Genomic DNA, 13,889 nt, shown 5'->3' with positions numbered 1-13,889 from the left:
CTCCAAAGGCTGCCTGCGAACAGGCCGATGTTGCGACTAGTAAACTGATATGCTAGTTGATTAGTCGAGTCAACGGAGACAAACGCTGATGTCAGAAAGTAGCGCCCTGAAGGTGCTCGAGCCGATCAAGATCCCGACCGTGGCAGACACGGTGTTCGAGGAATTGCACCAGCAGATCCTGTCTCTGGACCTGGCGCCGGGAACACGCATGTCCGAAGCGGAAGTGGCCAAGGCCTTCGGCGTGTCCCGCCAGCCGGTCCGCGATGCGTTCTACCGTCTGTCGCAGCTCGGCTTTCTGCTCATCCGCCCGCAACGGGCAACGGTCATCTCCAAGATCTCGGAAGCGGCGGTGCTGAAAGCGAAATTCGTGCGCACCGCCCTGGAGGTCGCCTGCATGCGGGCGGCCATCGACGTGATCACAGACGAACAGATCGACGATCTGGAAGAGCTTCTCGCACAGCAGCAGGCGGCCGTGGATGCCAATGAACGCCAGTTGTTTCACTCGCTCGACGACACGTTTCATCGCCGGATCTGCGAAATCTCGGGTCATGACTACGTCTGGGCGCTGATCCGCGAACAAAAGGCGCATATGGACCGGGTGCGGTTCCTGTCCCTGGCCTCCGGCGCCCAGACTGCGCTCGATGACCATTACCGTATCATGTCGGCCGTTCGCAGGCGGGACGGCAAACTGGCCGAGTCCATGCTGACCGACCACCTTGGCCGGATTGCCACCATTCTCGGCCGCATTCGCGCCGAGAACCAGGATCATTTCGAGGAATGAGCATGCCGAAGCGGTTTATCGCCATCGGCGAATGCATGGTCGAATTCTCACCGACACCATCCGGAACCTATGCGGTTGGATTTGCCGGGGATACGTTCAACACTGCCTGGTACACCCGGCAACTGGCAGAACCCGCGACGCTTGAGGTCTCGTATCTGAGCGCTGTCGGCGATGACGGGCTCTCCGGGCAACTGACGGATTTCATCGAGGCAGCCGGTATCCGCACCCTCATGGCCCGGGTGCCAGGCGCGGCGCCCGGCATGTACATGATCTTTCTGAGCGAGGGCGAGCGGAGCTTCCAGTACTGGCGCTCGCAGTCCGCAGCCAGGCATCTTGCCGACGATCTCTCCGCACTGGAGACGGCCGGGGAAGGGGATCTACTCTATTTTTCCGGCATTACCATAGCGATCCTGGCCGAAGACGCCCGGAACCGGCTGCTAGCTGCCTTGCAGGCGGCTGCCGGACGCGGGGCGGAGATCGTCTTCGATCCGAACCTGCGGCCGCGCCTTTGGCCATCCATCGATGAGATGTGCCACTGGACGATGAAGGCCGCGAGCACCGCCGGCATCGTTCTTCCGTCCTTCGAGGATGAAGCCAGCTATTTCAGTGACGTTGATGAAGAGGCGACCGCGGCACGTTATCTTGCCAACGGCGCCCGGCTGGTCGTGGTGAAAAACGGAGCCGGACCCGTTCTTGTGCGTGGGGCGGATGGCGACAGCTTTCAGTATCAGCCGGAGCCGGTCGCCGCGGTCGTCGACACGACAGCGGCGGGCGACAGCTTCAACGCCGCCTTCCTGGTCGAATACATGATACGGGCAAAAATACGCGAAGCCGTGCGGGCCGGCTGTGCCCTTGCTGCTCATGTGATCGGCAGCCGAGGCGCGCTCGTACCGGTGACGGGAATCGATCTGATCGCCTGCCGCAACAGGCTGAGCGCCTGACCTCTTGTGTGGCCTAACGGCAGAAACGTCCCGATTTTAATCAACTGTTTACCATAATTATGTTGCTTTCGGTTTCGGATCGCGTGATGTGTCTTTAAAATTTTCTGATCCGGTCAGAACCGTATTATTGCAAGTGCTGACGGTTCGAGAATGCCGCTGAAAGGACGCGAATATGGCTTCCAAGATGAGCCGACGCACATTTGTTGCCGCAATACCCCTGCTGTTGGCCGCCTGCCAAAGCCAGCAAAGCTCTACCGTGCAGGCGGGATTGAACCCGCTGGCCGATGGCACGCCGGATTATGCGACGGCCTATGCCGCAAGAACCGACGGCGGATTTGCAATCCCTGCCATCCAGTACCAGAAGTTCGACCCGAAATATCTGCGTCAGGTGGTGTTCTATCCGAGCAAGTATCCCTCGGGCACAATCGTCGTCGATCCGGCAAACAAGTTTCTCTACCTGATCCAGCCTGGCGGCCGGGCCATCCGGTATGGCATCGGTGTTGGCCGTGCCGGCTTTGCCTGGAATGGCGAAGCGGAAATCCGCTTCAAGCGTGAATGGCCGAAATGGTTCCCGCCGGACGAAATGATCGAACGCGATCCGAAGCTGGAAAAATATCGCGATGGGCAGGAAGGTGGCCCCAGCAACCCGATCGGCGCGCGCGGCCTGTACCTGTGGCAGGGCAACAAGGACACGCTCTACCGCATTCACAGCACCAACCAGCCGTCCAGCATCGGCACCAATGCCTCCAGCGGCTGCATCCGCATGTGGCATCAGGACATCATCGACCTCTATAACCGTGTCGATGTCGGCACCAAGGTGGTCGTACTGGGCTAGGTCCCCGTTGCGCCATTCGTGAGGAAGGCGTGATTCATTCCGGCCATGTTATCTAAGAGCCGCCAGGTCCGTTCACGTGGACCGGCGGCTCTTTTTCGTTCACGCGGCCCATCCTTATCTGTTGAGATTTGATTAGATTGGTCTTGGGAGGGCCGGTTGCTGCCCTCCCAAGTGGGCCGGAGACCGTACCATCCTGGGTACTCGGCAAGTCCGTTCGAAGCCAGGTTCCCGGTCCACTTTCCAACTTATCCCGAATGGTTGCTCGCGCAAGAGTGCGTAGATAAGGCAGGGACAGATGGACGAGACCAAGCACTTTGTCGGAATTGACGTGTCGAAGGCAGCGCTGGATGTGCATGTTCTGCCAGTCGGCAAAAGCCAGCGGTTTCCCAATGATGGTGACGGCCATGCGGCTCTTGAGGGATGGTTGTCATCCCATCCAGTCGAGAGCGTGGTCCTTGAGGCGACGGGTGGCTATGAACGCAAGGCGGTGCAGGCGCTGCAGCAGCAGGGATACCATGTTTGTGTGGTCAATCCGGCCCGCCCCCGGGACTTTGCCAAGGCCGGTAGTCGGTTGGCCAAGACCGACCGGCTGGATGCAGCCGTTCTGGCCCACTATGCGCAGGTGTTTGATCCGCCGTCGGCTCCTCGTCCGGGCGACGTCGAGGCGAAGCTTGCGCGCTATGCCTCTGCTCGGGACAGCTTTGTTGCCGAGAAGACCCGGCTGCGCAATCAGCTCGGCCTCAATGACGATGCTGATCTGGAGCGCATGCACCGGGATATACTGGAGACGATAGAGGCCAAGCTTGCGGAATTGGACCGCATGATCCAGAGCTGCATTCGCGAAAAGGCCGAGTTGAGCCAGCGCTATGACCAGCTCAGGGCCGTTCCGGGCATCGGGCCGGTCGCCGCCGTCAGCCTCCTGGCGTTCCTGCCCGAACTGGGGCAGGTCTCGCGGCGGGCCATTGCTGCCCTGGTTGGCGTCGCGCCCTTCGCCAGAGACAGTGGCATGATGCGGGGGCAACGCAGGATCGCCGGCGGCAGGGCCAAGGTGCGCAAGATGCTGTTCATGGCAAGCCTGTCAGCGGCACGCCACAACCCCATCATCAAAACCTTCTACGAACGCCTCATCAAAGGTGGAACAGGCAAGAAACAGGCAATCATCGCCTGCTCCAGGAAACTCCTGACCATCCTCAACGCAATGGTCAGGGACAATAAGGAATGGCAGCCGATGAGCACCTAAAAACATGGTTGCTTCGAGACGCGAGCAGGCTCGCTCCTCAGGATGAGGGGAGTGGGTGTGGGCAGTTTGGGTAAAGCAGCTTTCCGGGTTGGTCAGTCCGATAGCGTGAGCTGTCTGGCGTGGTGACCTGGATACTGGGCAGGCAGACGTCTGTTATCCGGCCGACCAAGAACATTTCGAACCGCAGCCCAATAGCCTCATCCTGAGAAGGGCCGTCAGGCCCGTTTCGAAAGATGGGCACCTTGTTCCGGAGTTGCCTGCTTTCCGGTCCCGCCTCGCTATGCATATGGACGGGACCAGACCGGGAGGCAGTGCCCTCTGGTGTCACCCTTCGACCGATCCAAGAAGCTCCTTTGCCTGCCGTGCCGCACCGCGGATGGCGGCGGCATAGAGGGTCACGTCGATGGACGTGGCGACAAAGGTTGCGCCGAGCTCCAGACAGGCGCGGGCGAAATCGAAATTGGTGGTCAGGATGCCCGGGGCCTTGCCGGCGGCCTTGATGCGCTTCAGGGCGTCCAGGATCACGGCCACGACTTCCGGGTGCATCGGGTCGCCAAGGTGGCCCATATCGGCGGCCAGATCCGACGGGCCGATGAAGACGCCGTCGACGCCCTCGACCGACAGGATCGCATCGAGTTCAACCAGGCCGGCGCGGTTTTCCACCTGAACCAGCAGGCAGATTTCGCTGTCGGCGGTTGTCAGGTAATCGGAGATCGCGGAAAAATGCGACGCACGGGCGAGGGCTGATCCGACGCCGCGTACGCCAACCGGCGGATAGCGCACGGCGCTGACAAGGTCTTCCGCCTGGGCCTTGCTTTCCACCATGGGGACGAGCAGCGTTTGCGCGCCGGCATCGAGGAACTGCTTGATCATCCAGGTCTCGCCGATGGGCACCCGGACCACCGGCTTGCTGCCGGAAGCCTCGACCACGGTCAATTGCGCCATCATGGATCTGAGATCGTTGGGCGCATGTTCGCAGTCGATCAGCAGCCAGTCGAAGCCGGCACTTGCGGTGATCTCCGCCGTATAGGCATCGGCAAGGCCCACCCAGCAGCCCATTTGCGGCTGACCGGACTTCATGGCGGCTTTGAAGGCGTTTTGAGGCGCTGGCATGGTATTCCTAATTACGCGAAAGAGCAGGAAACGGACCCGAACGGGCCGAAGTCGGCGTGAACCTTCGAACCGGGCGGGCATTCAACCGGCCGGATGAAGGATCCGGAGAGAATAATCTGTCCGGCTTCGATTGTCTGTCCGTAATCGGCCATGCGCCGCGCCAGCCAGACGACGGCCTCGACCGGATCGTTGAGGACGCCCGCACCAAGACCGGTCTCCTCAACCTCTTCGTTGCGGCTGACAATGGCGCCGATCCAGCGCAGGTCGGTGGTGGCGGGATCGTGCCTTTCGGTGCCCAGAACCAGACCGGCATTGGCGGCGTTGTCGGCGATGGTGTCGAAGATCTTGCGGGCCTCTCCCGTTGCCGGGTCGACGCGCTGGATGCGTGTGTCGAGGATTTCCAGGCTCGGGCAGACGTAATCCGTTGCGGCCAGAACGTCCTCGCGCGTGACATTGGCACCGCCGAGGGACGCCTTCATGACAAAGGCGATTTCCGGTTCGATGCGCGGCTGAATGAACCGGCCCTTCGGGACGGTGGCTCCGGTTTCGAAAAGCATGTCGTCGAAGAGGACGCCGCTGTCCGGCGTGTCGATCTTGAGCGCATCCTGCATGGCTTTCGACGTCAGGCCGATTTTCCAGCCGATGGTCTTGCGGCCCTCGGCGAGCTTCGCCCTGGCAAGTTCCTTCTGGATTGCATAGGCCCCGTCCATATCGAGGTCCGGATGGCGCAGGGTGAGAAGGCCGACCTGCTTGAGCGTCTTTTCCGCGTTCAGGAGATCGTTTGCAGCTTTGGAAATCTCTGCTTCGCTCAGACTCATGTTTCGTCCTCAACTCCGTTTCGCAGCAGCCCGATGCCTTCGACTTCGATCTCGACCACGTCGCCGGGTTTCAGATAGCGGGGCGGGTCGAACCGGGCTCCTGCACCCGTCGGCGTGCCGGTGACGATGATGTCACCGGGCTGAAGTGTCATGAAGGTCGAGATGTAGGCGATTTCCTCGCGGATCGGGAAGGTCATGCGCTTGAGGTAATCATCCTGGCGCAGCTCTCCGTTGACGCGGGTCTGAATGCGGGCCTCGTCAAGTTGCTCAGCGTTTTCGAAAGGCACGAGCCAGGGGCCGATCGAGCCCGACCGGTCCCAGTTCTTGCCTTGGGTGACATTGAATTTTGCGTGGCGAACCCAGTCGCGGATGGTGCCTTCGTTGCACAGTGTCAGGGCGCAGATATGGTCGTAGGCGTCTTCCGCCTTGATCCGCCGGCCGGTCTTGCCGATGACGATGGCCACTTCGCCCTCGTAATCGAGCGTGTGGTTTTCCGGCGGCCGGATCAGCGGCTGCTCATGACCGGTGAACCCGCTGGCAAACCGCGGGAACAGCGACATGTATTTCGGCTGCGCGCTGCCGTCCTTGTACTCCGCGTTGCGGTCAGGAAAATTGACGCCGACACACAGGATCCGCGGAGCATTCGGCAGCACCATGTCATAGGTGAAGTTTGTATGCGTCACCGGCTTGTCCCTGGCGGCCAGGACAAGGTCCTGCAAGCCGCCGGCGTGGATGGCGTCGTAAAGCGTCGGCCACTGCGGAAAATCCGGCGACAGGGCGATCATGCCGTTGTCGGTGACGGCGCCATAGTATTGTCTGTCATCGGCGCTGTAGGTCGCGAGCCGGGTCATGCGGGCTCCATGTTTCTGGCAATTTCAAGGATGACGTCGAAGGCGACGTCGACATCTTCCTGGGTGCAGTCGAACTGTCCGACCTGGAAGCGGATCACCTTGGCGCCGTCGAGCAGTGTCTGGGTCAGGTAGATCCGGCCATCGTCATTGATGGCGTCGACAAGCGTCTGGTTGAGCGTGTCTAGATCCTGCCCGCCTGAGGGGGCATAGCGAAAGCTGAACAGGGACAGGACAGGTTCGGAGGTGATCTCGAAATCCGGTTCGGCGCGCAGGCGTTCGGCGAGCGCGACCGACCAGTCGACATGGTTGCGCAGCCGCTGCCGCAGGTCTTCAAGGCCATAGGAGCGCAGCAGGAACCAGAGTTTCAAAGCCCGGAAGCGGCGGCCGAGTGGAACGGACCATTCGGAATAGTTGATGATGCCGTCGTGGCCGTGGGTCTTCAGATATTCCGGCCGGATCGCCAGCGTTCGCACGAGGTCTTCCGGATTGCGGACGAAATGGGCGGAACAGTCGAACTGGGCACCGAGCCATTTGTGCGGGTTGAAGACCATGGAATCAACGCCTTCGACACCGGCCCAGAGGTCGCGGTACTCGGGCACAATCATGGCCGCGCCTGCCCAGGCTGCATCAAGATGCACATAGAGGCCGAAGTCCTTCGCGACAGCAACCACAGAGGCAACGTTATCGGACGCGCCGACACCGGTTCCACCAGTACAGGCGATGATGCCCGCGGGCCGGTACCCGGCTTCAAGATCCGCTTCAATGGCCGCACGCAGGGCGTTTGGATCCATCGACCGGCGCGGGCCCTGAACCGGGATCCGGACCAGGTTGTCCTGGCCGATGCCGGAGATCCAAATGGCCCTGTCGATGGAGGTATGGACCTCGTTGGAGGAATAGACGCGCAGGCGCGGCTGACCGCTGAGGCCGGCCTTGTTGCCGTCCCAGGAAAGGGCGCGCTCGCGCATGGTCAGCACGGCGGCAAGCGTTGCGGTGGACGCGCTGTCCTGGATCACCCCGGTGAAGGTTTCGGGCAGTCCGACGGCCTGGCGCAGCCAGTCCATCATTCTGGTTTCCATCTCGGTGGCGGCAGGAGAGGTCTGCCACAGCATGCATTGGGCCGCCATGGCGGTGACGAGATATTCCGCCAGCATCGACGGGGGCGAGGCATTGGCCGGGAAATAGGCAAAGAAGCGCGGGTGCTGCCAGTGGGTCATGCCCGGCAGCACGATCTTCTCGAAATCCGCGAAGATCGTCTCCATCTCCTCGGCAAGTTCTGGCGGTGCCTCGGGCAGAGCGTTGAAGATCGCACCGGGTTTCACCTGCGCGCGGACAGGCCGCAGCCGCAGGGTTTGATGATAGTCTGCGGCCCAGTCGGCCACCCGCCGGCCCCAGCCGGCAAAATCAGTCCAGTTCATTGCTGTCGTCCAACCGTTGTCTGTTTCACCTATGGCGCAACAATCGGTTGTGCGGCAAGGCTGGGAGGCTGAACTTCCGTTCCCTCGAACAGGGATCCTTCCTCGAACCAGCTCCTTGGGGCAGGGGCGCCCCAGAGTGTCTGGCGCTGCGGATCCTTCAGATCCCATTTGATTGGTTCCAGATCCGGATCGACCGTCTGGTAGTCCGAACAGTAGATCTCGATCCGGTGGCCGTCCGGGTCTCGAATGTAGAGGAAAAAGGCGTTGGAAATGCCGTGTCTGCCCGGGCCGCGTTCGATATTCGACACCCAGCCAGTGGTTGCCATCAGGTCCAGAAGATCGATGATGTTGAGCGGGGTGGGCACCCAGAAGGCGGTGTGATGCAGGCGCGGCCCCCTGCCGTTGGTGAAGGCAATGTCGTGGACACCGCCCTTGCGGTGCGTCCAGGCGGCCCACAGACGGCCGGTTGCCTCGTCTTCCGTGTATTCGGTCACCCGGAAGCCGAGCTCGTTGTAGAAGGCGACTGAGGCATCGACGTCCGGCGAGAAGCAGTTGAAGTGGTCAATCCTGAGCGGCTTCACGCCCTTGTAGAGTGCGTATTTCTGATGGATCGGCGGCAGACGGTCCATCCTGGCGTAGAACTCCAGCGGAATGCCGTGCGGATCGCGGGTCCGGAATGTGCGCGACTGATAGGGCCGCTCGACCCAGTCGACCGGAAGCCCCTTGCCCTTGAAGAAGTGCGCGGCCTTGTCGAGGTTTTCCTCGTCGAACACCTTGAAGCCGAGATCACGGGCAGCGGCATCTGCAGATTTGCGCAGGACAAGGCAATGGTGGCCGCGTTCTTCCATGGCGCGCAGATAGATCGCCTCATCGGATTCGTCCGTGACCTGAAGCCCGAGCGTGTCGACATAGAAGGCCCGGCTCTTGGCCAGATCCGTGACGCCCAGTTCCACATGGCTGAGCCGGATGATGTTGAAGGGCGGATAGAGATTGGGGGCCGGAATGGGCATGGAAGGCTCCTGCGATAAACCTATTGGACCGGGAAGATGACGTTGGTCTGTCCGGTACCGGAACTGGGGAAATAGTCGGTCACGACCTCGCATTCGGCGGTGTAGCTGTCCCAGCCGAGCGCGCCATAGAGCATGGCGGTGTCGTGCATGGAGCCTTCGCCGCAGCAATGGTCGGCATATTCCGGCAACATCTTCAGGAAGGTGGCATGATCGCCCCTTTGCCACATGTCGAGGACATGCAGATCGACCTGCCGGTTGAACTCGGACGAGATGGTGAAAGTACCGTTGTTGGCGGCGTAGTCCTTGTTGGCCCATATCTTGTGAGACAGGGAGCCCGAGGCAAGCAGCAGCACCTTCTCGTCACTGGCTTCGACTGCCGCCCGGATCGCTTCGCCGACGATACGGCTCTCGTCATGGCCGTGCACCGTGCACCAGGCAGCGACCGAGACGACCTTCATGTCGTGTTCCCGGCTCATGAACCGCATCGGCACCAGCGTGCCGTATTCAAGTTCCAGGCTGTCGAGATGATGGGCGAGCGTGAAAGCGCCGCGCTCGGTTGCCTCTCTTGCGATGGCGTCGCCCATCTCCGGGTTGCCCTCGTAGGCGTAAGGCAGGTTCTGGATGAAATGCGGAAATTCGTTCGAGGTGAACAGGCCTTCGAACCGATTGTTGGCATTGATGTGAAAGCCTGCGTTGATCACCCAATGCGTGTCGCAGACGATCGCCGTCGTCGCGCCGAGCGCTTTTGCCCGGCGCGCGATTTCGTAATGACCGTTGATAGCCGGCTGACGCTTGCCCTCCACAGGTCCGGGCTGTTCCGACATCAGCATGGTCGGCACATGCGTGACCTTGGCCGCGAGAACGATTTCTCCCATAGTCTCCTCCCGTTACTGCGATCTTATGTCGTTCACATTCCTCACGCACCAAGGCGCGGGATGGCGTGCTGGCCGGTCGCAAAGCCTATGTGTTTCTGTTCCATGTAGAATTCAAACGACCAGTCACCGCCGTCGCGGCCGATGCCGCTGGCCTTGACGCCGCCGAAGGGGGTGGGCAGGTGGCGGACGTTTTCCGAGTTCACCCAGATCATGCCCGCTTCCAGACCGTTGGTGAACCTCAGCGCCCGCGTCAGGTCGTTGGTCCAGACATAACCGGTCAGGCCGTAGGGAATGTCATTGGCGATCTGAAGTGCTTCTTCTTCCGAGCCGAAGCGGATGGAGGTCAGGACCGGGCCGAAGATTTCTTCCTGGGCGATCTTCATGGCGTTGTTCGCGCCGGTGAAGAGGGTAGGACGCACGAAGCAGCCTTCCGTCCCGACGCGGGTTCCACCTGCGGCAATCGTCGCGCCATCCTGGCGGGCGGTTTCGAAGTAGCCGGTCACCTTGTCGAAATGAGTCTTGTGGATCAGCGGACCGATTTCGGTCTTGGGGTCGAGCGGATGACCGACCCTGATGTTGTTGACGCGCTCCACCAGCTTTGTCTCGAATTCATCGGCAATCGTGTCCTGCACCAGAAGGCGCGAAGAGGATGTGCAGCGTTCTCCGTTGAGCGAATAGATCATGAAGATTGCCGCATCCAGTGCCCGGTCGAGATCGGCGTCGTCGAAGACGATCACCGGGTTCTTGCCGCCAAGCTCGAAATGGACCCGCTTCAGGGTTTGGGCGCCCTGGCGCATGATCATGGACCCGGTGCGGCTTTCGCCGACAAAGGCGATGGCCTTGATGTCCGGATGTTCGGTCAGGGCCTTGCCGGCTTCTTCGCCGAGGCCGTTGACAAGGTTCCAGACACCTTTCGGCAGGCCGGCTTCTTCTGCAATTTCCATCAGGATGCGTGCAGTGACTGGAGAAAATTCCGCCGGCTTGTGGACCACGGTGCAGCCTGCAGCGAGCGCCGGCGCGATCTTCCAGGTCGACAGCATGAAGGGGGTGTTCCACGGCGTGATCACGCCGACCGGACCGATCGGAAGGCGCGTCGTGATGTTCATGAGTGTCGGTGAGGGCAGGGCCTGGCCGTCGCGGGCACTTGGGGCCTTGTCGGCGAAGAAGCGGAAGTTCTCTGCGCCGCGCAAGGCGGCTTTCGACATGAACCGCAAAGCCTGGCCTGTGTCCCAGCATTCGCAGAAGGCGATTTCTTCCGCGCGGGCAACGATGCCGTCGGCGATCTTGTGCAGGATCTTCTTGCGATCCGTCGCGGCCATGTCGCGCCAGGCGGGAAAGGCGTCTTTGGCGGCCCTGGCGGCGGCATCGATATCGGCGGCATCGCCCCGGGCCACCTGGCAGATGAGGCTGTCGTCGACAGGTGAGGTGGTTTCGAACGTGGCGCCAGAGGCGGCGGGGCAGGCCTTGCCGCCGATCTGGTTCAGGACGCCTGTTTCGCGGAAGTGGGCGAGATAGGTCTCAAGTTTTTCGATGTTGTTCTGAAGGTCAGACATGGGTCAGACAGTCCCCAAATGGTCGCGTATGGTGCCCGTCTTGGGCGAAAGGTCCGGGTCGATGTCACGCAGCTCAAGCGATAGCGCGAGCGAGCTGGTGTCCAGAACCGGTTCCAGGAAAGTCTTTGCGGCAGCGAACAGGCGCTCGGCGGCGTCGCGCTTGACGTCGTCCGAACGTCCGGCGCGGAGGCGCACGGAAATGTCGATGAAGGCGTGTTTCGGGTCGCCGTCGGCGATTGCATAGTGGTCGCACCGGATGGCCCGCACGCGCAGACCGGGCATGGGAAGGGCATCGATGGTTGCGGCATGGGCACGCAGATGCTCGCACAGGGCCTGAATGTCGGCCCGCTGTTCCAGATTGGCGGAATATTCCAGCGATATGTGCGGCATGGGATTTCCTTAACAGTGCAATATTTGCTATGTTAAATATATGAGATCGAAACTGTCAAACTTTTTGTGTCTAATAATCTGCCAATTCGCTATGGACCTTGGATGATCGACGACACCAAACCCGCTGGCGGCTCCGTGCTGCCGTCAACCAGACGCTCCATCCCGATTGCCCTCATCCGGGCGCGTGAAAAGGTCATGGGGCCGATCCGGGAGATGCTTTCCGACTGCGGCATCACCGAGCAGCAGTGGCGCATCCTGCGGGTGCTGGAAGAATACGGCCCCCAGGACGCCTCGACCCTGGCAGAGCGGGCCTGTCTGCTGCTTCCCAGTCAGACGAGGATCGTTCAGACGCTTCTGGAAAAGGGGCTGGTGACCCGTCAGGCGGACGAGAAGGACCGGCGCAAGCAGACAGTGGCGATTACGCCAGCCGGGCAGGCGATCATCAATGACAAGCTTCAGGACGCCAAGGCGATCGCAGCGCGTATCGAAGAGGTCATCGGCAAGGAAAAGCTGGCCCAACTTCTCGACATCCTGGAGGATTTCCAGAAGCTCTGAAAGCCAGGCGCATCGCTGCCTGGCACCTGGGCGTATAGGGCTTCTGGGAAAGAAGCCGGCTGGTGTTGACCAGCCGGCGGGAGAGCGTGGTTGGGGACGTAGCCTTGGGATTTAGCCGGAAACCGCCTTCAGGCCGGTTTCGACACCCGAAAGAATCTTCTTCACATCATCCGCGGTTACAATCAGCGGCGGCGAGAAGATGGCGTTGTTGCCGGAGACGCGGATCATGACGCCGTCCTCATAGGCGGCCTGCTGGAGTTTCATTGGCAAGTCTTTGGCGCAGGGTTTCTTGCTTGCACGGTCGGAGACGAGTTCGATGGCGCACATCAGACCTTCGCCGCGCACATCGCCGATCACCTCGAAGCGTTCCTGCAGGCCCTTCAGGCCGCCAAGCAGTTCCTTGCCGCGCGCGGCGGCATTTTCATGCACTTTCAGACGGCGGATTTCAGCAAGGGCGGCCAGGGCGGCGGCAGCGCCGACAGGGTGGCCGGAATAGGTGTAGCCGGTGTCGATGGAGGCGATGCCGCTGGTGTCCTTTTCAAAAACTTCAGCAACATGACCGGCGATCATCACCGCGCCGAACGGAAAGTAACCGTTGGTGATGGCTTTTGCCGTGCACATGAAGTCCGGCTGCACGCCCCAGTGACGTGCGCCGCTTTCGCTGCCGGTGCGACCGAAGGCGGTGATGACCTCGTCGGAGATCAGCAGGATGCCGTTGCGGTCGCAGATTTCGCGCACCATCGGCATGAAGCTCGGGTGCGGCGGCATGACGCCACCGGCGCCGAGGACGGGTTCCATGATGAAGGCAGCAATGGTGCCCGCGCCCTGGAAGGCGATCTCGTCTTCAAGCGCGGAGGCGCAAAGCTGGGCGAGCCTGGCCGGATCGCTCTCGTTGAACGGATTGCGGTAGGTGTAAGGCGCGGGAATGTGGAAGCAGCCCGGCAGCAACGGCTCATAGGCATTGCGGAACTTTCCGTTGCCGTTGACGCTGGCGCCGCCGAAGTGGGTGCCGTGATAGCCTTTCTTCAGGCTGAGGAACTTGGTGCGGCCGGCTTCGCCGCGTATGCGGTGATACTGGCGGGCGAGCTTCAGAGCGACTTCGACCGAGTCGGATCCGCCGGAGGTGAAGAACGCACGGGACAGTCCGTCCGGCGCGAAAAAGTCGGCCAGTTCGTATGAAAGCTCAATCACCTTGTCGTTCGAAGTGCCGCGGAAGATCGAATAATAGGGCAGGGCGTTCAACTGGTCGGCAATGGCCTGTTTCACCGGTTCGCAGGAATAGCCCAGGTTGACGTTCCAGAGGCCGCCGACGGCGTCGAGCACTTCGTGGCCGTCGACATCGGTGATGAAAACGTCACGGCCACCGGTCACGATCGTCGGCAGGTTGGTCTGGCTGTCGGCCGGATGCGCCATCGGATGCCAGACATGGCGGGCGTTGTTTTCCTTCAGGAAGTTGGAATCCTTCATGTCATGTCTCCTTGGGTAATTTGGGCAGACCAAGCAGTGACAGTG

The 13,889-nt window shown here is 61.2% G+C and carries 14 protein-coding genes; 5 read left to right on the top strand and 9 right to left on the bottom strand.

The annotated features are described in order from the left end of the window. Positions 1 to 88 precede the first annotated feature (88 nt). From SIAM614_RS19405 to SIAM614_RS19390, 4 genes are all read left to right on the top strand, one after another. Entirely contained in the window at positions 89 to 781 is a 693-nt protein-coding gene (locus SIAM614_RS19405; RefSeq protein WP_006937135.1) for a GntR family transcriptional regulator, read from the top strand. Positions 782 to 783: 2 nt separating this feature from the next. Continuing rightward, positions 784 to 1,722 (top strand): sugar kinase, encoded by a 939-nt coding sequence (locus SIAM614_RS19400; RefSeq protein ID WP_050789431.1) that lies wholly within the window; start codon positions 784 to 786, stop codon positions 1,720 to 1,722. 172 nt (positions 1,723 to 1,894) lie between these two features. Next, complete coding sequence (locus SIAM614_RS19395) at positions 1,895 to 2,557, top strand: L,D-transpeptidase (protein WP_006937133.1); 663 nt, start codon at positions 1,895 to 1,897, stop codon at positions 2,555 to 2,557. A 295-nt stretch (positions 2,558 to 2,852) separates the two neighbouring features. Further along, on the top strand, positions 2,853 to 3,797 hold the full coding sequence (locus tag SIAM614_RS19390) for an IS110 family transposase (RefSeq protein ID WP_006937132.1): 945 nt from the start codon (positions 2,853 to 2,855) through the stop codon (positions 3,795 to 3,797). Positions 3,798 to 4,121: 324 nt separating this feature from the next. Here SIAM614_RS19390 and hpaI read toward each other — a convergent pair whose 3' ends face one another. Genes hpaI through SIAM614_RS19350 form a run of 8 tightly spaced genes read right to left on the bottom strand, consistent with a single transcriptional unit; the run spans position 4,122 to position 11,822 of the window. Further along, positions 4,122 to 4,910, bottom strand: a complete 789-nt coding sequence (hpaI, locus tag SIAM614_RS19385; RefSeq protein WP_006937131.1) for a 4-hydroxy-2-oxoheptanedioate aldolase — start codon at positions 4,908 to 4,910, stop codon at positions 4,122 to 4,124. Between the two features lie 11 nt (positions 4,911 to 4,921). Beyond that, positions 4,922 to 5,728, bottom strand: a complete 807-nt coding sequence (hpaH, locus tag SIAM614_RS19380; RefSeq protein ID WP_006937130.1) for a 2-oxo-hept-4-ene-1,7-dioate hydratase — start codon at positions 5,726 to 5,728, stop codon at positions 4,922 to 4,924. After that, a complete protein-coding gene (locus tag SIAM614_RS19375; RefSeq protein WP_006937129.1) occupies positions 5,725 to 6,579 on the bottom strand; it encodes a fumarylacetoacetate hydrolase family protein in 855 nt (284 codons plus the stop codon). The genes hpaH and SIAM614_RS19375 overlap by 4 nt, the downstream gene beginning before the upstream one ends. Next, positions 6,576 to 7,994, bottom strand: a complete 1,419-nt coding sequence (locus SIAM614_RS19370) for a pyridoxal phosphate-dependent decarboxylase family protein (RefSeq protein WP_006937128.1) — start codon at positions 7,992 to 7,994, stop codon at positions 6,576 to 6,578. The genes SIAM614_RS19375 and SIAM614_RS19370 overlap by 4 nt, the downstream gene beginning before the upstream one ends. Before the next feature lie 29 nt (positions 7,995 to 8,023). Next, a complete protein-coding gene (gene hpaD, locus SIAM614_RS19365) occupies positions 8,024 to 9,004 on the bottom strand; it encodes a 3,4-dihydroxyphenylacetate 2,3-dioxygenase (protein ID WP_006937127.1) in 981 nt (326 codons plus the stop codon). A 20-nt stretch (positions 9,005 to 9,024) separates the two neighbouring features. Beyond that, a complete protein-coding gene (hpaD, locus tag SIAM614_RS19360; RefSeq protein ID WP_006937126.1) occupies positions 9,025 to 9,879 on the bottom strand; it encodes a 3,4-dihydroxyphenylacetate 2,3-dioxygenase in 855 nt (284 codons plus the stop codon). Between the two features lie 41 nt (positions 9,880 to 9,920). Continuing rightward, positions 9,921 to 11,432, bottom strand: a complete 1,512-nt coding sequence (gene hpaE, locus SIAM614_RS19355) for a 5-carboxymethyl-2-hydroxymuconate semialdehyde dehydrogenase (RefSeq protein ID WP_006937125.1) — start codon at positions 11,430 to 11,432, stop codon at positions 9,921 to 9,923. Between the two features lie 3 nt (positions 11,433 to 11,435). Continuing rightward, positions 11,436 to 11,822 (bottom strand): 5-carboxymethyl-2-hydroxymuconate Delta-isomerase, encoded by a 387-nt coding sequence (locus SIAM614_RS19350; protein WP_006937124.1) that lies wholly within the window; start codon positions 11,820 to 11,822, stop codon positions 11,436 to 11,438. Between the two features lie 102 nt (positions 11,823 to 11,924). On the opposite strand from SIAM614_RS19350, the gene hpaR reads away from it, so the two are divergent. Further along, a complete protein-coding gene (gene hpaR, locus SIAM614_RS19345; protein WP_006937123.1) occupies positions 11,925 to 12,377 on the top strand; it encodes a homoprotocatechuate degradation operon regulator HpaR in 453 nt (150 codons plus the stop codon). A gap of 111 nt (positions 12,378 to 12,488) precedes the next feature. Here the strand turns inward: hpaR and SIAM614_RS19340 are convergent, their stop codons facing one another. Further along, positions 12,489 to 13,844 carry an aminotransferase class III-fold pyridoxal phosphate-dependent enzyme gene (locus SIAM614_RS19340; protein ID WP_006937122.1) on the bottom strand — a complete coding sequence of 452 codons (1,356 nt, stop codon included), beginning with the start codon at positions 13,842 to 13,844 and terminating at the stop codon, positions 12,489 to 12,491. Positions 13,845 to 13,889 lie beyond the last annotated feature (45 nt).

The organism is Roseibium aggregatum IAM 12614, from assembly GCF_000168975.1.
Taxonomy (GTDB): domain Bacteria; phylum Pseudomonadota; class Alphaproteobacteria; order Rhizobiales; family Stappiaceae; genus Roseibium; species Roseibium aggregatum.
This window is presented reverse-complemented; position numbering and strand designations above follow the sequence as displayed.